This is a genomic window from Streptomyces sp. NPDC006655 (assembly GCF_040703965.1).
Lineage (GTDB): Bacteria > Actinomycetota > Actinomycetes > Streptomycetales > Streptomycetaceae > Streptomyces.
The window spans coordinates 1-21,176 of record NZ_JBEYJU010000093.1 but is presented as its reverse complement, the minus strand read 5'-3'; the positions used below and the strand labels follow the sequence as shown (position 1 = coordinate 21,176).

Annotated in this window: 15 protein-coding genes and 1 pseudogene; 7 read left to right on the top strand and 9 right to left on the bottom strand. The window is 70.2% G+C overall.

Translation table 11 applies throughout. The annotated features are described in order from the left end of the window. The first annotated feature begins 39 nt into the window (after window positions 1-39). A complete protein-coding gene (locus AB0958_RS35760) occupies window positions 40-891 on the top strand; it encodes an alpha/beta fold hydrolase (protein ID WP_366894640.1) in 852 nt (283 codons plus the stop codon). Between the two features lie 33 nt (window positions 892-924). Here the strand turns inward: AB0958_RS35760 and AB0958_RS35755 are convergent, their stop codons facing one another. From AB0958_RS35755 to AB0958_RS35725, 7 genes are all read right to left on the bottom strand, one after another. Next, complete coding sequence (locus tag AB0958_RS35755) at window positions 925-2,613, bottom strand: ABC transporter family substrate-binding protein (RefSeq protein ID WP_366894639.1); 1,689 nt, start codon at window positions 2,611-2,613, stop codon at window positions 925-927. 79 nt (window positions 2,614-2,692) lie between these two features. Further along, on the bottom strand, window positions 2,693-4,789 hold the full coding sequence (locus AB0958_RS35750) for an ABC transporter ATP-binding protein (RefSeq protein ID WP_366894638.1): 2,097 nt from the start codon (window positions 4,787-4,789) through the stop codon (window positions 2,693-2,695). Beyond that, window positions 4,786-5,718 (bottom strand): ABC transporter permease, encoded by a 933-nt coding sequence (locus AB0958_RS35745; RefSeq protein WP_366894637.1) that lies wholly within the window; start codon window positions 5,716-5,718, stop codon window positions 4,786-4,788. Before AB0958_RS35745 ends, AB0958_RS35750 begins: the two co-directional genes overlap by 4 nt. Window position 5,719: 1 nt before the next feature. Continuing rightward, entirely contained in the window at window positions 5,720-6,703 is a 984-nt protein-coding gene (locus AB0958_RS35740; protein WP_366894636.1) for an ABC transporter permease, read from the bottom strand. A 434-nt stretch (window positions 6,704-7,137) separates the two neighbouring features. After that, a complete protein-coding gene (locus AB0958_RS35735) occupies window positions 7,138-7,692 on the bottom strand; it encodes a dihydrofolate reductase family protein (protein WP_366894635.1) in 555 nt (184 codons plus the stop codon). A gap of 95 nt (window positions 7,693-7,787) precedes the next feature. Beyond that, window positions 7,788-8,507, bottom strand: coding sequence for a helix-turn-helix domain-containing protein (locus tag AB0958_RS35730; protein ID WP_366894634.1), 720 nt, complete (start codon window positions 8,505-8,507; stop codon window positions 7,788-7,790). Window positions 8,508-8,575: 68 nt separating this feature from the next. Continuing rightward, entirely contained in the window at window positions 8,576-9,187 is a 612-nt protein-coding gene (locus AB0958_RS35725; RefSeq protein WP_366894633.1) for a GNAT family protein, read from the bottom strand. Window positions 9,188-9,275: 88 nt separating this feature from the next. Here AB0958_RS35725 and AB0958_RS35720 point away from each other — a divergent pair, with 88 nt between their 5' ends. From AB0958_RS35720 to AB0958_RS35705, 4 genes and pseudogenes are all read left to right on the top strand, one after another. Beyond that, the gene (locus AB0958_RS35720; protein ID WP_366894632.1) at window positions 9,276-10,010 is read left to right on the top strand and encodes a DUF6193 family natural product biosynthesis protein; all 735 of its coding nucleotides are present in this window, start codon (window positions 9,276-9,278) and stop codon (window positions 10,008-10,010) included. Window positions 10,011-10,237: 227 nt separating this feature from the next. Further along, window positions 10,238-13,876 carry an Ig-like domain-containing protein gene (locus AB0958_RS35715; RefSeq protein WP_366894631.1) on the top strand — a complete coding sequence of 1,213 codons (3,639 nt, stop codon included), beginning with the start codon at window positions 10,238-10,240 and terminating at the stop codon, window positions 13,874-13,876. Window positions 13,877-14,232: 356 nt separating this feature from the next. Continuing rightward, on the top strand, window positions 14,233-15,156 hold the full coding sequence (locus AB0958_RS35710) for a class I SAM-dependent methyltransferase (protein WP_366894630.1): 924 nt from the start codon (window positions 14,233-14,235) through the stop codon (window positions 15,154-15,156). Between the two features lie 52 nt (window positions 15,157-15,208). Beyond that, a pseudogene (locus tag AB0958_RS35705) lies at window positions 15,209-15,784 on the top strand (glycosyl transferase); the annotation flags it as partial. A 103-nt stretch (window positions 15,785-15,887) separates the two neighbouring features. Here the strand turns inward: AB0958_RS35705 and AB0958_RS35700 are convergent. Beyond that, window positions 15,888-16,649: an SDR family NAD(P)-dependent oxidoreductase gene (locus tag AB0958_RS35700; protein WP_366894629.1), complete on the bottom strand. Its 762-nt coding sequence runs from the start codon at window positions 16,647-16,649 to the stop codon at window positions 15,888-15,890. A gap of 180 nt (window positions 16,650-16,829) precedes the next feature. Between AB0958_RS35700 and AB0958_RS35695 the strand changes: the two genes are divergently transcribed. Together AB0958_RS35695 and AB0958_RS35690 are read left to right on the top strand one after the other, a co-directional pair. Continuing rightward, window positions 16,830-17,702 (top strand): helix-turn-helix transcriptional regulator, encoded by an 873-nt coding sequence (locus AB0958_RS35695; RefSeq protein ID WP_366894628.1) that lies wholly within the window; start codon window positions 16,830-16,832, stop codon window positions 17,700-17,702. A 414-nt stretch (window positions 17,703-18,116) separates the two neighbouring features. Further along, on the top strand, window positions 18,117-20,135 hold the full coding sequence (locus AB0958_RS35690; RefSeq protein WP_366894627.1) for a glycosyltransferase family 39 protein: 2,019 nt from the start codon (window positions 18,117-18,119) through the stop codon (window positions 20,133-20,135). A 201-nt stretch (window positions 20,136-20,336) separates the two neighbouring features. On the opposite strand, the gene AB0958_RS35685 is transcribed toward AB0958_RS35690, so the two are convergent. Beyond that, on the bottom strand, window positions 20,337-21,176 hold an 840-nt coding region (locus tag AB0958_RS35685; RefSeq protein ID WP_366894626.1), incomplete at its 5' end, for an MFS transporter.

Sequence of the window (21,176 nt, the reverse complement as noted above, 5' to 3'; positions counted from 1 at the left end):
ACCTTGTCACCTCCTCACACCAGCCTCCGGAGTCCAGCCATGCCCGAACTGCGCCGCGTCGCCGTCAACGGCGTCGAACTGAACGTCGCCCTCGCCGGAGCCGGCCCGGCCGTCCTGTTGCTGCACGGCTTCCCGCACACCTGGCAGGTGTGGACCGACGTCATGGCCGACCTGTCGAACCGCCACCGCGTCATCGCCCCGGACCTGCGCGGCTTCGGCGCGAGCGGTCCCGCTGCCCGCGGGTACGACGCGGGCACCCTGGCCGAGGACGCCGCGGCGCTCCTCGCCGCGCTCGGCGTGTCCTCGGCCGCCGTGGTGGCCGTCGACGCCGGCACTCCACCGGCCTTCCTCCTCGCCATGCGCCACCCCGACCTGGTCCGGCGCCTGGTCGTCATGGAGTCCCTGCTGGGGAGGCTGCCCGGCGCCGAGGACTTCCTCGCCGACGGGGCGCCCTGGTGGTTCGGCTTCCACGCCGCGGCGCCGGGCCTCGCCGAGACCGTGCTGGAAGGGAACGAGGCCGCCTACGTCGACTGGTTCCTGCGGGCCGGCACCCTCGGTGACGGGATACGCCCCGACATCCGGGACGCCTTCGTCCGCGCCTACACCGGCCGGGAGGCGTTGAGCCGCGCGTTCTCGTACTACCGGGCCCTGCCCGAGAGCGCGGCACAGATCGAGCGGGCGGTCGGTACGGGCCGCCTGACCGTGCCGACGATGGCGCTGGGCGCCCGCCCCGTCGGCTCGGCGCTGGAACACCAACTCCGTCCCGTCACCGACGATCTCACCGGACACCTCATCGACGACTGCGGCCACATCATCCCGCTGCACCGGCCGGAAGCCCTGCTCTCCCTGATGCGCCCCTTCCTGGCCGACTGTGACACGGGCGCAGCGTAACCGGACACGCCGGGCGACCGCCGCGCTCGTGCCCTATTTCTGCCAGCCGACGGTCTCCGGCAGAGGTGTGCCGAAGATCGTGGCGCCGACGTTGGCCAGCCCCTTCCTGACGCCGTAGACGGACGGACCGCTGAAAAGGGGCAGGAAGGCGTACTGTGCCAGTTCTTCACGTTCGATGGCGTTGGCGCGGGCGGTCTGCTTGGCGGGGTCGGATATCTCGGAGGCGGCGTGGATCTGCTTGTCCAGCTCCGGGGTTCCGGTACCGGTCAGGTTGGAGTCGCTGTCGGTGCCGTAGAACTGGTAGAGGTAGCGCGCGCCGAAGGGGTCCGTGGAACGGTTGCCGGACAGGAAGAGGTCGAAGTCGCGATCGCTGAGGATCTTGGAGAAGTCCGCCTCGTCGGCCTTCTTGATGTCGACGCCGATGCCGACCGGCTTCAGCATCGCGGCGAACGCGTTGGCCGTGGCCTTGTCCAGCGGGTCGTCGCCGAGCAGGGTGTAGCGGACGGTGAGCCTGGTGCCGGCCTTCTCGCGGATGCCGTCGCCGCCGGCCTTCCAGCCGGCGGACTCCAGGGTCTTCCTGGCGTCGTCGGGCGCGTACTTGATCACCGATGAGACGTTGTCCTCGTACCCCTTCTGGAAGCTGTAGAGGAGCGCCGAGCCGGGAAGCGGCTCGGAGTAGTCGAGTCCCTGAAACTGGATCTTGGCGATCTGGGTCCGGTCGACGCTCTCCAACAGCGCCTTGCGCACCCGCACGTCCCGGAGGACGGCGGACTTCGAGTTCACGTACAGCGAGTACTCGAACGGGCTGCCGCCGCGGCGGATCTCCGTGCCGGTGACGCCGCTGATCTGCTTCAGGCCCTCGGCGCTGCCCGTGGCGGCGTAGTCGACCTGGCCGTTCTTGAACGCGTTGATCGCCGCGGTCGAGTCCAGGTTGACGTAGATCCGCTTGTCGAGCTTGCCCTTCTTCCCCCACCATTTCGGGTTCCGGACGAAGGTGAGGTTGCCGCTCTTGGTGTCGAAGGTGCCGACGGTGTAGGGCCCGGCACCCCACTCGGGGTGGGCCTTCTTCACGTAGGCGTCGTTGAAGTTGGCCATCGTGGCGGCCTTCGGGTTCAGCAGCGTCGTGAACAGGCTGGACCACCAGGGGTCCACGCCCTTGAAGCCGATGACGGCCTGCTTGTCGTCGGCGCCGCGGGTGACCGAGGTGATGTTCCGGTACCCCTCGGTGTTGCTCGCGTTGTAGTCCTTGTCGGAGCCGTTGTTCGCCTGCCAGGTGGCCTTGACCGCCCGCCAGTCGATCGGGGTGCCGTCGTTGTAGGCGGCCTTGGGGTTGAGGGTGAGGACGACTCGCTGGTTGCCGCCGGTGACACTGACTTTGACGTCGCTCAGGTAGTCCGGGTTGTACTGCACGTCGCCGGTGGGGGAGTAGGTGATGACGTCGGGGTTGTACCAGAACCACACCCGGGTGGCGGTGAGGGTGGCGTTGGCGTTGAACGGGTTGCCCTGGTCGTCGAAGGTCCCGGGCGTGGTGTAGGTCCCTCCGTCCTTGATGTCGTCGTAGGGCTGCGGGTTGTAGTCGACCTTCGCCGACGCCACGGCGGACGTCGAGCCCTTGGCCGGCCCTCCGGCGTCCGGCGCGTCGGCCCCTGAGGAACTGCAGGCGGTGGCCGTCAGGGCGAGGGCCAGGGTGAGTACGGAGGCATGGGCGGTTCTCGGTCGCATGGCGAGTGGATCCGTTTCTTCGTGGGGGTGGGGCGCCGCACGGCGCGGCGGCGCTGCGGAACAGAGGCCGGGAGGGCGGTCAGCGGGCGTGGCAGGCGGAGCGGTGGCCGGCGCCGGATCCCGCGGGGTGCAGGGCGGGACGCTCGGTACGACACCGCTGCCGCAGTCCGTCGTCGAGCAGCCGGTGGAGCGGACAGCGGTCGACGAAGACGCACCCCTGCGGCAGGCGCGACGCGCTGGGCTGCTCACCCTCCAGCACGATGTGCTCGCGGGTGCGTTCCCGTTGCGGATCGGGTACCGGGATCGCGGACAGCAGCGCCTGCGTGTAGGGGTGCTGGGCGTCGGCGAAGAGCTCCTCGGTGCCGGCGGTCTCCACGATGTGCCCCAGGTACATCACCGCGATGCGGTCGGACACGTGGCGCATCACCGCGAGGTCGTGCGCGACGATCAGGTACGCCAGCCCCAGTTCGCGCTTCAGCCGGGTGAGCAGGTTGATGACGCCGGCCTGCACGGAGACGTCGAGGGCGGACACGGGTTCGTCCAGGATCACGATCCGCGGCTCGGTCGCCAACGCCCGTGCGATGCCCACGCGTTGACGCTGTCCGCCGGACAGGGCCGCTGGGAAGCGGTCCGCCACCGAGGCGTCCAGTCCTACCAGGGAGAGGAGTTCGCTGACCCGGGTCCGGATCGTCGGCCGGTCCGCGCCCACCGCCTGGAGCGGTTCGGCGAGGAGCTGGAAGACGGGCAGGCGCGGGTCGAGCGATCCCATGGGATCCTGCATGACGATCTGCACGGCGCGCCGCAGCCTCCGCCTCTGGTCGGCGGAGGCCGGGGCGGCGACGTTCGTGCCCGCGATGTCGATCAGACCGTGCTCGGGTCGCCCGAGCCGCATGATCTCCAGCAGGGTGGTGGTCTTTCCGCTTCCGGACTCGCCGACCAGACCGAGGGTCTCGCCGGCCCGCAGTTCGAAGCTGACGTCGCTGACCGCGTGCAGCGTCCCGACCCGGCGTCTGAGGAGGGCTCCCTTGGTGAGCGGGAACGTCTTGGTCAGGCCCGCGACCCGCAGCACCGTCTCGGCACCGGCGCCCGGGCCGGGGGCGGCCCGCCCTTCGGCCTCTGCCGCCTGCGGGAAGAGCGAGTCGGCTGCCAACGTGCCGTCGGCGATCTCGTCGGCGCGCAGGCAGGCCACCTGACCGTGTCCGGGGATCGTGATCAGTTCCGGTTCGTCCGTGCGGCAGGGCCCGACGGCGGCGGGACAGCGGTCCGCGAAGGAGCACCCTGCCGCGAGCCCGACCAGGGACGGTGGTTCGCCCGCGATCGGCACCAGCGGGCGGTCCGCCCGCGCCTCGGGTCGGGGGACCGCCCCCAGCAGTCCGATGGTGTAGGGCATGGTCGGCCGCGCGAACAGCTCCCGGGCGGTCGCCTGTTCCACGATCCGGCCCGCGTACATCACGGCGACGTCGTCGGCGTATCCGGCGACCACCCCGAGATCGTGGGTGATCAGCACCAGGGCCGCGCCGGTCTCGGCCTGCGCCGTCCGTAGGACACCGAGGATCTGTGCCTGCACCGTGACGTCGAGGGCGGTGGTCGGCTCGTCGGCGACGATGACCGACGGCGAGTTCGCCATCGCGAGGGCGATGACCACGCGTTGGCGCATGCCGCCGGAGAACTCGTGCGGGAACGACCGCGCGTTGCGCCGCGGGTCCGGGATGCCGACCAGGTCGAGGAGTTCGACGGCCCGGTTCCACGCGGCCTGCTTGGTGAGCTTCTGGTGGACGCGCAGAGCGTCGGACAGCTGCCGGCCGACGGAGAAGATGGGGGTCAGCGCGGACAGCGGATCCTGGAAGACCATGCCGATGTCGTTGCCGCGCACGGCGGACAGCCGGCGGTCGTCGAGCCCGACCAGGTCGCGGCCGCCCAGCAGCACCCGGCCCGAAACGCTCGCGGACCCGGGCAGCAGTCCCATGATGCCCATCGCCGTCGCGGACTTGCCCGACCCCGACTCGCCCACGATGCCGAGCGTGCGCCCGGGGCGGACGTCGAAGCTCACGTCCCGTACGGCTCGTACCGGACCGGCTTCGGAGGGGAAAGAGACGTTCAGGTCCCGCACGGACAACACCGGCGCCGGCGTGGTGGGTTCCGCTTGCGGATGCGTGCCCGGGGCCGTCAGCGTCATCGCCGGCCTCCCGCGGCGCCGGTGACGGACGTCGGGTCGAGTGCGTCCCGCAGCCCGTCCCCGATGAGGGTCATGGACACCGTCAGCAGCACCACCAGGGCGGCCGGGTAGCCGAACAGCCACGGTGCGCTGGTGATCGTGCCGGAGCCGTCGGCGAGCATCGTGCCCAGCGACACGTCCGGGGGCTGGACTCCGAAGCCCAGGAAGGACAGGGCGGTCTCACTGAGCACGGTGGCGACCACTCCCAGGGTGAGGTTGACGACGAGCAGGGAACCGAGGTTGGGGATGATGTGCCGCAGGACGATCCGCCAGGGCCGCACCCCCATGAACTCCGCGGCCAGGACGTAGTCCCTCTCGCGCAGCGAGGTGGAGACCGACCAGACGACCCGTGCCGTGGACATCCAGCCGAACACGGTGAGGACCAGGATCAGCACGCGCCAGTCACCGGCGAGGTGGTGCGAGACCAGGGCCAGGATGAGGAACGACGGCACGACGAGCAGGAAGTGGATGACCATCAGAGTCAGTTTCTCGACGCGTCCGCCGAAGTAGGCCGCCCCCGCGCCGATCACGGCGGCGAGCGCGATCGTCAGCACGGAGACACTGACCGCGATCACCAGGGAGCGCTGGAGGCCGTGCACGGCCTCGGCGTAGACATCGTTGCCACCCTGGTTGGTGCCGAAGTAGTGCGTCCCGCCGGGCGGTCGGGTGAGCGCCGTGAAGTCCACGTCGGTGTAGGCGAAGTGCGTGAACAGGCCGCCGAACGCGCTGAACAGGACCAGCAGGGCGAAGAGCGCGACGCCCAGCAGGGCCGGGCGGTTGCGGGCGAACCTCCGCAGGTACAGACGTCCGCCGCCGGTACCGGGCGCGGTGGCGCGGTCCACCGTACGGGGGCCGGACGGCTCGGGCAGGGGCGTCACCGTGGTCGTCATGTCAGCTCACCCGGACCCGGGGGTCGAGCAGGACGACCGCGACGTCGGCCAGGACCGCGCCGATCGCCGTCATGGCGGCTCCGAAGGCCGCGACGGCGACGGCGCCGTGCACGTCGTTCTTCGCGATGGTCTGGACGAAGTACTGGCCCATGCCGTTCCACCCGAAGACCGTCTCCGTGATCACCGCGCCGGTGAAGATCGCCGGGATGCTGAAGGCCACTGAGGTGGCGGTCGGGATCAGCGAGGCGCGCAGCGCGTGCCGGCGGATCGCCTGGGCGCGTGTCAGTCCGGTGGCGCGGGCGGTGCGCACGTAGTCCGAGTCGATGCTGTCCAGCAGCAGCGAGCGCTGGGTCAGGTGGTAGCCGACGTAGCCGAGCAGCGTCAGGCTCAGCGTCGGCAGGACGAGGTGCTGGAACCGGTCGGCGACGGTCGGCCAGGGACCGCTGACGGTAGGGGACTTCTCGCCGGCGACGTACAGGAAGCGCCACCCGAGATGCTGGTTCAGCCAGATGCCGGCCAGGACGACCGCCAGTGCCGCGACGGCCGTCGGTACGTTGAACAGGAAGACCGAGACGAGCTGGCTGATGCGGTCCCACCAGCCGTACTGCCGGGAGGCGGTGAACACGCTGAGCGCCACGCCGGCCACCACCGACAACAGCGTGGCCGCGGTGACCAGTTGGCCACTGACCACGACCCGGAAGCCGATCTCGGAGTTGACCGGTGCCCCGACCGGGGACTTCCCCCAGTCGAAGTGCAGGACCACATCGGTGAACCAGTGCCACCACCGGTCGGGCAACGGGACCCGTGGGTCCAGGTTGTACGGCGCCAGGGCGCGGTCGATCTGGTCCTCCGTGCGGACGGGCCGCAGCCCGCGGTAGTTGGACCTCGGGTCGAGAAACCACGCAGCCAGCAGGTACGTCACGTTGGTGGCGACGACGATCATGGCCAGCCATCCCGCGGCCCTGCGTGTCACATGACGGATCACATGCCCGCCTTACTGCCGGAGGATCGTGTTGCGGCGGTGGTGGCCGCGTACGGGACCGGCCGGGGTGTGCCGGATCTGGGCATGAGTCTTTTGCTTTCTGACGGCCATGAACGACCAGGAGATTGTTGGACGGCGATCATGTCCTCCGCCAGACTTCCCGGCGGCGTGCCACGTAATTGCAATGCCCATGACATAAACGTGCGCCGGCCGGGCAGACCCGAGGGGCCCGTACGGCTCGGGCCGTACGGGCCCCTCGGGGGCGGCCTGCTCTGCGGTGGACCAGCGGTGGTGCGACGGCGCTCATCCGACGGGCAGCCGCTTCGGGGCGCTGATCAGCTGGTGCGCCGCCCGCTCAGCCCTGTTGGGACGCTTGGGTTCCGCTCCCCACGAGCACGCGGTCGGCCTCCCTGGAGCGAGCCCGCGCCGAGCAGTGGTCAGTGCGCCGGACGGTAGGTCGCGATGATCACTCCGCTGCTGGTCGGCTGGGCGCTCACCAGCTCCAACTTCCGCAGGGCGGCATCGTCGGCGAACAGCTTCTTGCGGCCCTCGCCGGCCACCACCGGGTGGATCAGCAGGACCAGTTCGTCCAGCAGGTCCTGCTCCAGCAGCGAACGTACCAGTGTCGGGCTGCCCGCGACGGTGATGTCCTTGCCCTCTCCCGCCTTGAGCTCCTCGATCGCGGCCGCCAGATCGCCGTTGACGAGCGTGCTGTTCGCCCAGTCATCGACGCTGTCGAGGGTGGAGGAGACGACGTACTTGGGCGAATCGTTGATCCACTTGGCGAAACCGGCGTCCTCACCGCTGGTCACCGTCGGCCAGTATCCGGCCCACTCGGTGAAGGTCACCCGGCCCAGCAGAATCGTGTCGGCCGTCTCCAGCGTCCTCCCCAGTGCCGCGCCCATTTCCTCGTCGAAGGCGAACTGCCACTCGTTCGGCGACTGGACGACGCCGTCGAGGGAGACGAACAGACCTGAAACGACCTTGCGCATGATTCCTCCGTGATGAGTTCGGGGTCGTCCGCCCGTCCCGGCCGGGATGCTCCGGTGGCCGGGACGAGCCGATCCCGTCGGCTACGTCAGGAAAACTACGCGGGCGTCGTGGTCGAGGTCTTGTACAGAAGCGACAGGGGCTCCGTCCTGTCCGGAGAGCTCAGCCGAGTGGCCGTACGGCCGATGTACCGGGTCAAGGACCGCGCCAGATGCGGCTGGTCGAAGTAGCCCAGCCGGTGCACGACGTCCTGGGCCGACACACCGTCCTGGATCAGTACCGCCGCCTCGCGGGCGCGCTGGATCTGCCGGATGGCGCCCCGCGTGAGACCCGTCGCCGCGACGAAGCGGCGCTGGAGCGTGCGTTCCGACACATCGGGTGCGGCGCCGTCGAGCACGGCGGGCACGATCGGGTCGCGGTCCACGATGCCCTCGCGCACCATGCGCCGCACGAACGCCTCCGCGTTGTCGTAATCGGGCGGGTGCCAGGCCGAGCCCTTCAGCCAGACGGAGCGCCGCGTCACGTCGGGTATCTCCGCGCTGCCGCCCACGAGCCGGCTGATCGGGACGTGCGGCATCGAGGTGCCGAGGGCGAAGCTGATGCCGAAGAACGTGGCGTTCTCGGGGACGGGGGCCAGGCGTGCCTTGGGTTCTGGACCCAGGACGGCCGCCTGGACCTGGCCGTGGTGCTCCCAGAAGACGAGCTCCCAGTGCGATGCCGCGATCGACGTCATCCGGCCCACTTCGTCGCTGCGGCTGCGCCATACCCGCTCGATGTACGGAAGCTCCGACGGCCTGCTCTCGATCTCCAGACCCAATCGGATGACCTCCCGCTCACCGCTGCCCGAGCCGCCAGTGTGCCACGTCGTCCGGACGGGCCAGGGGCTCACCCGAATCCGCGCTCCCGCGATCGAACGCAGCGGGTCCAGCGGCCGGCCGGCGGCGTTGCTGTCGGGGGCCACTCGCGGCGGAGGAGGCCGAAGACCCAGGAGTCGGAGACGTCGCCGTTGACGACGCAGTTCTCGCGGAGGGTGCCTTCGTGGACGAAGCCGAGCTTCTCCAGGACCCGGGCGGAAGCCGCGTTGCGGGTGTCTGTCTCGGCCTGGACGCGGTTCAGGTCCAGGGTGTCGAACGCCCACCGCAGGACGGCGTGCGCGGTCTCCGTGGCGTAGCCGTGGCCCCATGCGGTGACGTCGAAGACGTAGCCCAGGGAAGCGCTGCGGAAGTCCGGGTTCCAGCCGACCAGGCCGCACCAGCCGAGGAACGCGCCGTCACGGACGCGGTCGACGGCCACCCGCGCTCCGGTGCCTTCCGCTTCGATCGTCCGACAGGTCGAGAGGAAGCGCTGGGCGCGGGCAGGTTCGGTCCACGGCGGGGAGTCCCAGTAGCGCAGCACGTGGGCGTTGCTGTGCAGGGCGTAGAGCGGCGCCGCGTCGGCGTCGGTGAACGGCCGCAGTCGCAGGCGCGGAGTGTGCAACTCGGGCGTGGGCAATGCCATACGGGGCATCCTGCCGTGTCACGCCGGCCTCCGACCATCCCTTCGCGGCTGTTCCCCAACGCTCGCATCCTGGCTTGTATCGTGACGTATGGCCGCGACCCAGGATCCCGCCGCTCTGTATCCCGACATCGCGACTGAAGGCAGCCTTGCCGCTGCACTTCAGGCGGTGGCCGACAGAGACGGCCTTTCCGTGTCGTTCACGGTCTCCGAAGCCGACCCACTGCGAGCTGCTTCGGTCACGAGCGCGGCTTCGCGCCGGACTGTTATGGCCATCAACGCCTGGGCGGTCGAACGGCGTTGGTCGATCCGCGGGTGCGAGTCGTTCCAGGACCTGCCCCTTGTCGAAGGAGATACAGAGGAGCTGGCCCAGATCGTGCAGGCTGCACATGCCTGGCACCGCGGTGAGCAGTTGACTGCCGTCCGGGAGGTCGCTCCGTTCGTGCACCTCACCGGTCGCTTCGAGGTGGCGGACCACGATCCGGCGCGACTGACGGAATCAGAGTGGCAGCACCTGCTCACCGAGGCCAGCGAAGTGGACTGGCCCGAGTACCGCGCGCTCATCGAGGCGGCGTATGCCGAGCCGGCACTGCGGAGGCTCTACCCCTTCACCAGTCACTGGACCCTGCGGTTCTCCACCAGCACCCGTCCGCGACTCACTGTTGTTCGGCTCTGTCTGGCCGCCCACCGGCAGAAGCCGTTTGCCGTCAGTACCAACATGATGGGTGAGGGCCTTGCCGAGGCGGCGACAGCGGAAGAGGCTGTGGCGATCGCTGCCGGCCGCCTGCCTTCCGATCTGGGACCCGTCACGCTCGGAGCAGGGTGAAAAGCCGGGTTCGGGTGCAGCGAGCAGCAAGCCCGTTGTGACCGCCACAAGGCCATATACATCGGAGCACTAGTCAGATCACCTCAACTGAAAGAGTCAACTGCCGCGTATCAAGGCTCGAATCGTTGACGGACATCGGATCTCCTCCGCATACTCTCGGCTTACGGCCTCGTAGCAGACATCGGTAGCCGCCGCTCGTGAAGTGTCGATGGCCAAGGGGAGCTGATGTGAGACGTCATCTAGCGGTCATACCCGCGCTCGCGATGGTCGGGGCTCTCACGACCGCCCCCGCGGTGGCCGCGGACGTCGGGCCGTCCGTCCACCACGGTTTCACGGTGCCGCAGGCGGTACTCGACCACCTCCGCCAGGACGACTGGACCCAGCTCCAGAAGATCCTGTCCGGCATCTCCGGTTCGGTGACGTCGCCACTGAAGATCGGCGACGTGGACAAGGGCAGCTACACGACCGGCCAGCTCATGGGCAACGGCGACATCGGCGCCGTCGCCGCGGGCGTGTCCGACACCGCGCAGCAGCTCTACTTCGGCAAGAACGACTTCTGGGGCACGCTGCACGCGCAGGGCAGCTCGGTCAAGGACAACGCGGGCATCCTGTCCGGCGGCGGGCTGGACGTCTGGCCGACCGGCGCGGCGGGTACCGACGCGGCGAGCGCGTTCTCGATGAAGCAGGACATCCTCAACGCCCAGGTCACCACGGACATGGAGCTCAAGGACGACCAAGGTGCCGACGCGCCGCTCCAACTGGACTCGTGGACCGCCGACACCGCGAACGTCTTCGTCACCGAGATCCGCAACAACGGCACCGGGCCGGTGACGCTCAGGATCAAGCAGTGGGTCCCGGCGATGGCGTACGCGAACTCCAGCGCGACCGACCTCACCGACGCGCAGAAGACCTACCCGTACACCGGAGGAGTGGAATCCTCGCAGGCCGGTCCCGTCCTGTGGACGACGCGGGACAGCACCACCACCAACACGAGCGGCTATCGCAGCCGGATGGCGACCGCGACGACCGTCGTCGGCTCCGAGCTCGCGAACCCGCGTGAGCAGATCGAAGCGAACGACTACTACGACAGCAACAAGGGCAAGTACTACAACTCGCTGGGCGAGTCCGGGAACGTCACCGTCGCGCCGGGCGCGACCACGTCCCTGGTCACCTACCTGAGCAGCAGCAGCGGCGACTACAACACGATCAAGAGCGTCTCGGACGTCCAGAAGGACGCCGTGGACGGGGTGCGCGCGTACGCGTCGCAGGGCGCCGTCGACCGGCTCAAGGCTGAGCACCGGGCATGGTGGAAGGACTACTGGCTGCGCAGCTACGTCCAGTTCACCGATCCGGAGGTCGCCCAGTACTACTATGGATCGCTGTACGTGCTCGGCAGCTCCAACCGGCCGACGAGCGCCAACGGCAAGGTGAATCCGCAGAATCTGCCGGGCTCGATGTACGGCGAGTGGGTGCCCGCCGACAACGTGGGCTGGGGTGGCCGGTACTTCCTCAACTACAACCAGCAGGCGCAGTACTACGCGGCGGGTTCGAGCAACCGCATCGACACCGAAGTGCCGTACAACCGGGTCATCGCCTACGACCTGCCGTGGCAGCGGAACAACGCCGCCGCGCAGGGGCACGACGGCGCCGTGCACGTACGGACGTTGTCCCCTTTCCACCTGCTGGCGAGCGACCAGCCGGCACTGAACCCGAAGGCACCCGTGCCGGTCTACGGGTTCAGCTCGGGGTCCACGGACCAGAAGTCGAACGGCTTCTTCGCCGCGATCAACATGCTCTCGTACTACGAGTACACCTTGGACGATCAGTACCTGCGCACGGTGCTCTATCCGTACCTCAGGCAGCTGCTCGACTTCTACAGCTCCTACGTGCTGAAGCAGGACGACGGGAACGGGCAGTACCACTACTCGGTGATCGGCTCCTCGATCCACGAGGGCGACGCCGCCGACATCAACCCGGATCTCGACATCGGCGCCATCAAGTACCTGTCGACGTTCCTCTCCGCGCATGCCCGGGAGATGGGCGAAGCCCAGGCCACCGTCGCCCGTTGGCGGGACTTGGCGGAGCACACGGCGTTCCCGCAGGCCGAGCTGCCCAAGGGCGTCTTCTCCGCGAACAACAACGACGACTTCGTCCCCACGCTGACGGCCACCGACTACCAGTCGCCGAACCAGGCGCACGTCGACATGATCGAGCCGGGCGACCAGCCGGTCGAGCTCGAGGGCGTGGTCTTCCCCTTCGAGAACGTGCAGCAGCTCGACGGGGACCCGGAACTGCTCGGCAAGGTCCGCAACACGCTCGCGTACATGAACTCCTGGGCGGCCACCGGGTTCGCCGGCTGGAGCAGCCAGAACAACGGCTTCCCCAAGGTGTTCCCGATCGCGGCGCACGCGGGCTGGCCGGCCGCCGACCTGCTGGCGAAGTTCAAGACGGTGCTCAAGGCCAAGGTGCGCACCAGCAACCTGACCTACTACGGCAGCGGTGGCGCGGTCGAGACCGTCGGCGCGATGGAAGGCGTCAACGCGATGCTGTTGCAGAGCAGCACCACGCCCCGGATGCCGACGACCCTGTCGGTGTTCCCGAACTGGGACCGGACCTGGTCGGTGAGCTACGAGCGGCTGGGCGCGAAGGGCGACGTCGAGGTGTCGAGCGCGTTCGACGCGGACCAGGGCGCGGTGTCCTACGTGGACCTGACCAGCAAGCGGGACGGGAAGATCGCGCTGGTCGACCCGTGGACCGGCGGCCGCCCCGTCATCCAGCTGGTCAACGCCGACAACACGCTGGGCGAGCGCGTCGACTACGACGTGCGGGAGGGCAAGCTCGTGTTCGACGCCGAACAGGGCAAGCGGTACATGGTGATGGTCGACACCACCGACCACGCCCACACCGTCACCGGCATCTCGCTGTCCACGTACTCGACGACACTGGTCTACGACAGCGCACACCACCAGGCCCCCGCGGGCACCGGCACCGTCACGGCCGCGCTGGAGGGCGGCAAGCCGGGCGACACGGTGGTGTGGAAGTCCTCGAACAGCCACGTCGTGAAGGTCACCGGGTCCGGCGGGACGGCGACGCTCCAAGCGGTCGGCACCGGCGGCGGCAAGGTCGCGAACGTGACGATCACCGCGCGCGGTGTCGCGCACGGCGGCCTGTCCGACGACGGGGTTCGCCAGACGATGCACGTCACGGTCGCCGACGTGTCCACGGTCCCGACCGGACTGGAGCTGCTCAGCCCACCGCAAGCGACGATCTACGGGCCGGCGTCCACCAGCGCCGACACGGGCAAGGTGACCGGCACGAACCGGCTGCAGCTCACTGCCGCGGTGTCGCCGGCCAACGCCTACGACCGGCGGATCACCTGGCGGTCGAGCGACCAGAACGTGGCGATGGTCGACAAGAACGGGCTCGTGATCGCGCGCGGGGCGGGCACGGTGACCATCACCGGCACCAGTACGGCCAACCCGAGCCTGCCACCGGTCACGACCACCGTGACGGTGACCTCAGCGGGAGCGGACTTCAGCGGCTACGGCCCGTTGGCGTCGGTGCTCGCCGCGGCGAAGAAGGTCTCGGCGTATGCGGGCGACACCACCGGAGGCGGTGGCTTCACGCGGGTCTCGACCAGCCGGGACTGGGAAGGACAGCAGGAACGCTTCCAGATGGCGTACATCAACGCCTTGGGTGTCAAGGCGCGTTACTCCGGCTACTCGGCGGTGAACATCAGCACGGACACCGCCTACTTCGCGGCCGTCGCCCTGAACGAAGCAATCAAGGCGATCGACCCGGCCCTCGCCGTCGCCCTGCCGGACAGGACCGATCCGGCCGCGGCGATCGCCGGCGACTCGAAGTGACGACCGCGGACGACCTCGCGACCCAGAGGGCTTGGGACGACCCGCGGACGGCGCCGGCCGCGGCCCGGGAGGTCGACGACGACGCGCAGCCGGTGCAGGCGGAGGTGGCCGCCGCCTGCGCCGCGCCGACGTCGGCAGCGTCTGCCGTGAAACCCGGGGAGTTTCGGACGTACCCAAGGCCGACCTGCCCGCCGTGAGTGCCGTGAGTGCCGTGAGTGCCGTGACGGTACGCGGCGGACACCTCGTCCATCGACTCGCCGGCACCGCCGGCCCGCTCACGGCAGGGCGATGCGCAAGCCCATCTCCCCTTCTTGCCGAGGTGGGGCGGAGCGGGGCGTGGTGTTCAATGTGGCTCCATGAGCGAGAGCGGGCGTGCGGCGAGCCGGACGGCGGTGCTGGTCTGTCAGGGGCGGGCGGTCGCGGACGGGAGAGCCGTTGCCGGCCGGTTCGCGGATCCGGTGGCGGTACGGCTGCTGCGCGACGCGGAGCGCGGGCCCGTGGACGAGGTACGCGCGCGGACTCCGCCGAAGGGCTGGCAGGCCCGCACCGTGTACGAGAGTGTGCGGGCGTGCGCCGAGGTGGTCGTGCCGCGGACGGTGGCGATCGATGAGGCTCTGCGCGCCCGCCTGACGGGCCAACTGGTGATTCTCGGCGCCGGTCTGGACACCCGCGCGTGGCGCCTGCCCGAGCTCGCACGGACAGACGTGTGGGAGGTCGACCATCCGGCCTCCCAGCAGGACAAGCGCGCCCGTCTCACCGGGGCCGCGTCGGCACTGCGCGGAGCGGATGAGGACGGTCTTCCCGCCGCCGGGCCGCCGCCCGTCGCCCGCTCGGTGCGGTTCACGCCGGTCGATTTCGCTGTCGACGATCTCGGTGCGGCGCTGGATGCCGCCGGGCACGACCCGTCCGCGCCGACGACATGGCTGTGGGAGGGCGTCGTCCCGTACCTCACGCGCGACGAGGTGCGCGCCACGGTGGCCGCCCTCGCCGCCCGGACGGTGCCGGGCGGCGCACTCGTCGTCAACTACCAGGCGCCGTCCGCGAAGGCGGCCGCAGGACGGCTGTTGACACGCGTACTGGGCAGCTCCGTCACAGCGGGCGAGCCGTGGCGTTCGCTGTGGACGCCCCAGCAGATGGCAGCACTTCTCGCCGAGTACGGCCTGTGGGTGCTGTCGGACGACGACCTCCTCACCCTCGCACAGTCCCTCGGCAGCCCGGCCCGCGGCAGGGCGTCCTTGCGATCAGGCCGCGTGGCCGTCGCCGAAAGTCGTCGCTCCTGAGGGGGTTCCGCATGCGTGACGGCTCCGAGTCCCTCCGCGTGCGCACATCGCGATGGTCGGTGGCCCTGCCGTCAGCCGCGTCCTGCCCAGCCTCGAGATCATCCGTGAGCTGGTGGGCCGCGGCCACCGTGTGACCCACGCCAACGACCCCGGTGGTCACCGACCTGATCACGGCCACCGACGCCGAACCGGTCGTCTGCACGTCCGTGCTGCCGGCCGCCGACAACAACCGGCCTGACGACCCCATCGCCGTGATGGACCTCCTCCTCGCCAACGCCGTCCAGGCATCGCTCAGTCGCGTGCCGCCGACGCCTACCGGGCGAGGTTCGCACGCTGGCTCGCCGACTGCGGGGCGTCCACCACCGACGTGGACGCCTTCTTCCGGCCGGCCCTCACGGGCCCTGGCCCTGATCACCCGGGCCATGCAGCCGCACGCCGACCGGGTCGACACCGACACGGTGACCTTCGTCGGACCCTGCTTCGACCCGGCGGCGGGCACCGCCGACTGGACCCGTCCGGTGACGCGCAGAACGTGCTGCTCATCTCCCTGGGCCCGGCGTTCACCCGCCAACCGGAGTTCTGCCGCCGATGCCTGACGGCCTACGGCGACCTGCCCGGCTGGCAGGTCGCAACGGGGGCTGGTGGGGCGGCACTTCGCTGTTCGACCAGCCCCTCCAGTGCTCTCCTGCCCCCGTCCTCCGGGCTCGTGTGGGCCCCAGGGGAGGGAGGCGTCAGCGCTGGCGGCCGGGGAGCATGGTCAGGGCCAGGGAGCGCTGTGCGACGAGGTCGGCGTAGGTGCCGTCGCGTTCGGCCCAGCGGTGCATGAGGACGCCCTTCACGAGGATCTCGTGGGGGGTGGGGTCCTGCGAGAGCAGGTCCATGACCTCGGTGGCGAAGTCGTCGAGCGGCAACGCGTGCGGGCTCACCTTCTCGTACCCCGTCGTGGCGACGGCCGGGGGGACGAGCTCGACGACGCCGACACCGGTGCCGTCGAGTTGCGCGCGCAGCGCCTCGGAGTAGGCGTGCACCGCGGCCTTCGAGGCGGCGTAGCCGGGCATGGGCGGGAAGGGCAGGAAGGCGATGCCGGAGGTGACGGTGATGAAGGTGCCTGCACCCCGCCGGACCAGGTGCTCCGTGAAGGCGTCGATGACCCGGATGGTGCCGAGCAGGTTGGTGTCGATCGTCGTCTGCGTCGCCTCGAAGTGCGCGGGGTCGCGCAGGTCCTCCAAGAGCATGACGCCCGACATCGTCACCACGGTGTCCAGCTCGGGGTACCGGGCGAGCGCGGCGTCACGGGCCGCTGCCACGGAGGCGCTGTCGGTGACATCGACACCGATCGTGCCGAAGCCTTCTTCGGCGAGTTCCGAGAGTGCCTGCGGGCTGCGGCCGCCGACGGCCACGGTGCTGCCCGCCGCGGCGAACCGCCGGGCCAGCTCTCGCCCGATGCCCGAGGTTCCGCCGACGACGAGAACGGTGCGGTTGGAGAGATCCACGAGGTCTTCCCTTCAGTCCGGGGCGCCGCCGACGTGCCGGCTCCCGGCGCACGCAGCGACGCTCTCTGTCTCTTTCACGACGCAGCCTCGACGGCACCGGCCGGGTGGGGGAGAGCCCCCTTCTTCCCTGGTCCTGCCAGGGCCCCCGCTGGGACACGCGCACCGGATTACGGTGTCGGTATGAAGGACGAGGAATCCGGTAACCGGCTCGGCAGCTATCTTCGTGCCCGGCGTGAGCTGGTCTCCCCGGCGCAGGCAGGACTCCCGCCCGGCGGCAACCGCCGCGTGCCCGGCCTGCGCCGTGAGGAAGTCGCCCTGCTCGCCGGAATCAGCCCCGACTACTACCTCCGCCTGGAACGGGGCCGTGACAGGAACCCCTCACCCCAGGTCCTCGAATCGCTCGCGCGCGTCCTGCGGCTCGACGACATCGAACAGACGTATCTGCTCGGCCTCACGGCAGCACGCCCCAGGAAGCCACGCCGAAAGCGGCCCGAGCACGTACCGGCGCGGGTGCACGAGCTGCTGGCCCACCTTCAGATCCCCGCGTTCGTCGAAGGACGCGCGTTCGACGTGCTGGCCTCCAACCCCATGGCCGTCGCGCTCTCCCCCCGCCTGCGGCCCGGCCAGAACCGGCTGCGTTCTCTCCTCCTTGACCCCGAGGAACAGGCCTTCCACCAGGACTGGGCGAAAGCCACCGCCGACTTCGTCGCGGCCCTTCGCACCACCGTCGGGGACGACACCGAAAACCCCCGGTTCGTCGAGCTCGTCGGCGAACTCGCACTGTCCAGTCATCGCTTCCGTACCCTGTGGGCCCGTCACGACGTCCGCAGTCTCGACGGAGGTACGACCACCGTCCACCATCCCGTCGTCGGTGAACTACGCCTCCACCGCGACAAACTCCCCGTCGACGACGTCATCCTGGTCGTGTACTACCCCGACAAGGACAGTGACAGCGACGAGAAGCTGAAGCTCCTCGCCGCCCTCTCGCACACCGAGTCCGCGGGCAGGGCACACGACACACCGGCGGAGGAGCCGCGCCCGGAGACACCCTGACGCACGCATTTTATACGGCAGGCAATGAACGGTTCTTCGTAGTGTGAAGTCCCGTCAGGATCCGTTAAAGGGATCTCCTGATTCTCATGAGAATTCTCTTGAACCGCGGTGCACGGGCCGTGCGGGCCCGCGCTGTGTCGAACACTGCTGTGCATGCCTACGACTGTTCTCGACCCGACCGTCCTCATGCGTGTCGGCCGTCGTGCGCCGTGGCGGTCCCCCGTTGACCAGCCGGCGTACGCGCGTCCTGCGCTGCTGGTCATCACGGTGCTCGCCGCCGTGTTCTACACCTGGGGGATCGGTCACAGCCAATACCACACGTTCTATGCGAATGCCGCCCGGAGTATGACGGAGAGCTGGAAGGCCTTTTTCTTCGGCTCTTTTGATCCGGGTAATTCCATCACTCTCGACAAATTGCCGGGATTTCTCTGGCCGCAGGCGCTGTCCGCGCGGATCTTCGGATTTCATCCGTGGGCGCTGACGCTTCCTCAGGTCGTCGAAGGGGTGGCGAGTCTGCTGGTGCTGCACCGGCTGGTGCGCCGGTGGTCCGGGATCGACGCGGCGCTGATCGCCGACACGGCGTTCCTGCTGACGCCGGTGGCGGTGGGACTCTTCCGTACCTCGGTCGAGGACCCGGCCTTCACCCTGTGCATGCTGCTGGCCGCGGCGGCCGCCCAACGTGCCGCCCAGGACGGCCGGCTGCGCCCGCTGGTGCTCTGCGGCGTGTGGGTGGGAGTCGGCTTCCAGGCCAAGATGCTGGAGGCGTGGGTGGTGCTTCCCGCGCTCGCCCTGGTCTACCTGGTGTCGGCGCCCCTCACGCTGCGCAAGCGGCTGGTGCACCTCGGCGTGGCCGCCGTGGTGATGACCGCGGTGTCGGCGTCCTGGATGCTCGCCGTCAGCCTCACCCCCGCGAAGGACCGGCCTTACGTGGACGGCACCACCAACAACTCCGCGTTCAGCATGGTGGTCGGCTACAACTTCCTGAACCGCTTCTCCTCGCTCGGTATCAGCGCGGCCTCCACCGGCAGCGTGAGCGCCACGCAGGGCGGCGCAGGCGGCCACCGCGGACCGCAGGCCACCGCCGGGAGCACGAACCGCGCCGACGGCACGGTCGGCACCGGACAGCGGCACCGTTTCGGCACGTCGTCCGGTACCGGCACGTACCCCCACCTCGGTACGGTCGGCGCGCAGGACGCCCGGAGCGCGCGGACCGCCCAAGGCCGGTTCACGGGTGCGCAGGCGGCTGCCGCGCGGCAGGGCGGCGGTGCCGGTGGCGGTCAGAACGGCTGGTCGAAGATGTTCGGTGCGTCCCTGGCCTCGCAGACCGGGTGGCTCTACCCGATCGGCGCCGCGGCCGTCATCTGCGGTCTGCTGTGGCGCCGGGGCCGCCCGCGCACCGACGGCGTCCGAGCCGGATTCCTGCTGTGGGGTACCTGGCTGGCCATGTACTTCCTGGTCTTCAGCGCGGGCAGCGTCGGCGGCCACACGTACTACATGGGCGTGATCGCGGTCCCGCTCGCCGCGCTCACCGGTGGCGGCGTCGTGCAGATGTGGCGCGCCCACCGGGCCGGCGGCCGTCGGGCCTGGGCGCTGCCGGGCGCGGTGGCGGCGACGGCGGCCTGGAGCGTGTACCTCGCCTCCCAGTTCCCCACTTTCCTGCCGTGGCTGGCCCCCCTGGTGGGCGTGCTGGGGCTCGCCGCCGTCGCCCTGCTGGCGCTGGCCCGTTCCGTGCGCACGCCGTCCGGCGGCCGTCTCGCCCTCGCCGGGCTGGCGGCGGCCCTGGCGGCGCTGCTGATCGCGCCGGGCGCGTGGGCGGTGCAGGTCTTCAACCCCTCGTACGGCAGCACCGGCATGGGCGCGGTCGGACCTTCCGGCATGGACCGCGGCCACGGTTCGGTGACGTCGGCCGGCGGTCGGCGCGGCGAACTGCTCTGGGGCAGCGGCTCGAGGCGTGCCGGAGTGGGGGCTGGAGCCGTCGGCCGGGGCGGCTTCGCCGGTTTCGGCGGTCTGGAGGCCAACGGCCGACTCACCGTAGGCCAGCAGAAGTTGCTGCGCTACACGACCGCACACCAGGGTTCGGCCGCGTACGTCTTCGCGACCACGGGGTGGAACTCAGCCTCCCCGTACATCCTCGGCACCGGCGCCCACGTCCTACCGCTCGGCGGGTTCAGCGGCCAGGTGCCCTTCCCCACCGAGTCGCAGTTCCGGCAACTCGTGGCTTCCGGCAAGCTGCACTACGTCCTGGTGGGCGGCGGCCGGGGCATGGGCGCCTTCTTCGGCGGCGGCGGGTCCACGGCGACCACGGCCACGGCCCGGATCACCCACTGGGTCGAGTCTTCCTGCACCCCTGTCCCCGCTTCGGCCTACGGCGGCACGCACACCGCCGACACCACCGCCCAGAACCTCTACCGGTGCGGCACCGCCGGTCAGTGACGGCAGGACGGTGCCGACCCCCTCGCACCGACGGCAGCGTCCAGCGCTGACCGACGCCGCCCGCGCGGGCGACGATGGTCAACTGGACGCCGTCCGTCTCGTGTTGCCGTCGGCATCGGCGAGGCAGCGGCCGGCGTGCCGGTTGACGATCCCGCCCTGGCGTTGTCCTGGCGTTGCCTCGGCGGCGCTCGCCGAAGCCTGTTACGTCCGTCGTTCGGTGGCGTCCTCGGCGGCCGGGGCGGGGCTGGAAGGGCGTTCCGCGGCCAGGGCGACGATGCCGAGGACGAGGGTGGCGGCGGTGCAGGCGAGGAATGCGGTGGACGTGGTCGTGGTGTCGAGGAGAGCCGCGGCCAGCAGACCGGCGACGCCGTAGCCGAGGCCGGCGGCCGCGTAGAGGATGGAGAACCCGGTGGCCCAGGCCGTCTGGGGGAGTTGTTCCCGCAGGGCGAGGTTGCGGATGGTGAGCAGGGGGCTGTACGGGATGCCGGCGAGGGCGAAGACGAGCGCGTAGGTGAGGGGTTGGCCGCTCAGGCCGGGGACGGCCAGGGCCGCGGTCATGAGCAGAAGCATGCAGGCGCTCTGGGCACGCATCCCGCCGGGCCAGGTGCGCGCTCCGTGGACGAGCCCCGCGACGATGCTGGTGACGGCGAACGCTGCGAGGACGGGCCCGGCGAGCGTGGGGGACGAACCGACGTCCTTGAGCCGGGCGGGCAGCAGGACATCGACGGTGCCGATGAGGAACATGATGGCGGCGGACAGCAGCGCGGTGGCCCAGCTGCGGCGCAGGATCTGCGTCACCTTCGGGGCGTCCTGCTGCCGGCGGTGGGTCCGGGACGGCGCGGGGGCGTGGGGGATACGGTGCGCCGCCGCGGCCGGAACGGCCACGAACACAGCCATGGCGATCAGGGTGCCGGACGCCGTGGCGAGGGCGTACAGGCCGGATGCGAGGGGCGGTGCGGCTGCGCGGACCGCCTGGGACAGGGAGGTGTCCAGACTCAGCGCGCTGGCCCGCAGGTCCTCGGGGGTGGCCGCGGACAGCTG

Excerpts from the sequence above, each read along its gene's own strand:
- AB0958_RS35720 (WP_366894632.1), top strand. The coding sequence starts at position 9,276 with ATGGCCGCGACCCAGGATCCCGCCGCTCTGTATCCCGACATCGCGACT.
- AB0958_RS35755 (WP_366894639.1), bottom strand. The coding sequence starts at position 2,613 with ATGCGACCGAGAACCGCCCATGCCTCCGTACTCACCCTGGCCCTCGCC.
- AB0958_RS35725 (WP_366894633.1), bottom strand. The coding sequence starts at position 9,187 with ATGGCATTGCCCACGCCCGAGTTGCACACTCCGCGCCTGCGACTGCGG.
- AB0958_RS35710 (WP_366894630.1), top strand. The coding sequence starts at position 14,233 with ATGAGCGAGAGCGGGCGTGCGGCGAGCCGGACGGCGGTGCTGGTCTGT.
- AB0958_RS35695 (WP_366894628.1), top strand. The coding sequence starts at position 16,830 with ATGAAGGACGAGGAATCCGGTAACCGGCTCGGCAGCTATCTTCGTGCC.
- AB0958_RS35735 (WP_366894635.1), bottom strand. The coding sequence starts at position 7,692 with ATGCGCAAGGTCGTTTCAGGTCTGTTCGTCTCCCTCGACGGCGTCGTC.
- AB0958_RS35760 (WP_366894640.1), top strand. The coding sequence starts at position 40 with ATGCCCGAACTGCGCCGCGTCGCCGTCAACGGCGTCGAACTGAACGTC.
- AB0958_RS35745 (WP_366894637.1), bottom strand. The coding sequence starts at position 5,718 with ATGACGACCACGGTGACGCCCCTGCCCGAGCCGTCCGGCCCCCGTACG.
- AB0958_RS35750 (WP_366894638.1), bottom strand. The coding sequence starts at position 4,789 with ATGACGCTGACGGCCCCGGGCACGCATCCGCAAGCGGAACCCACCACG.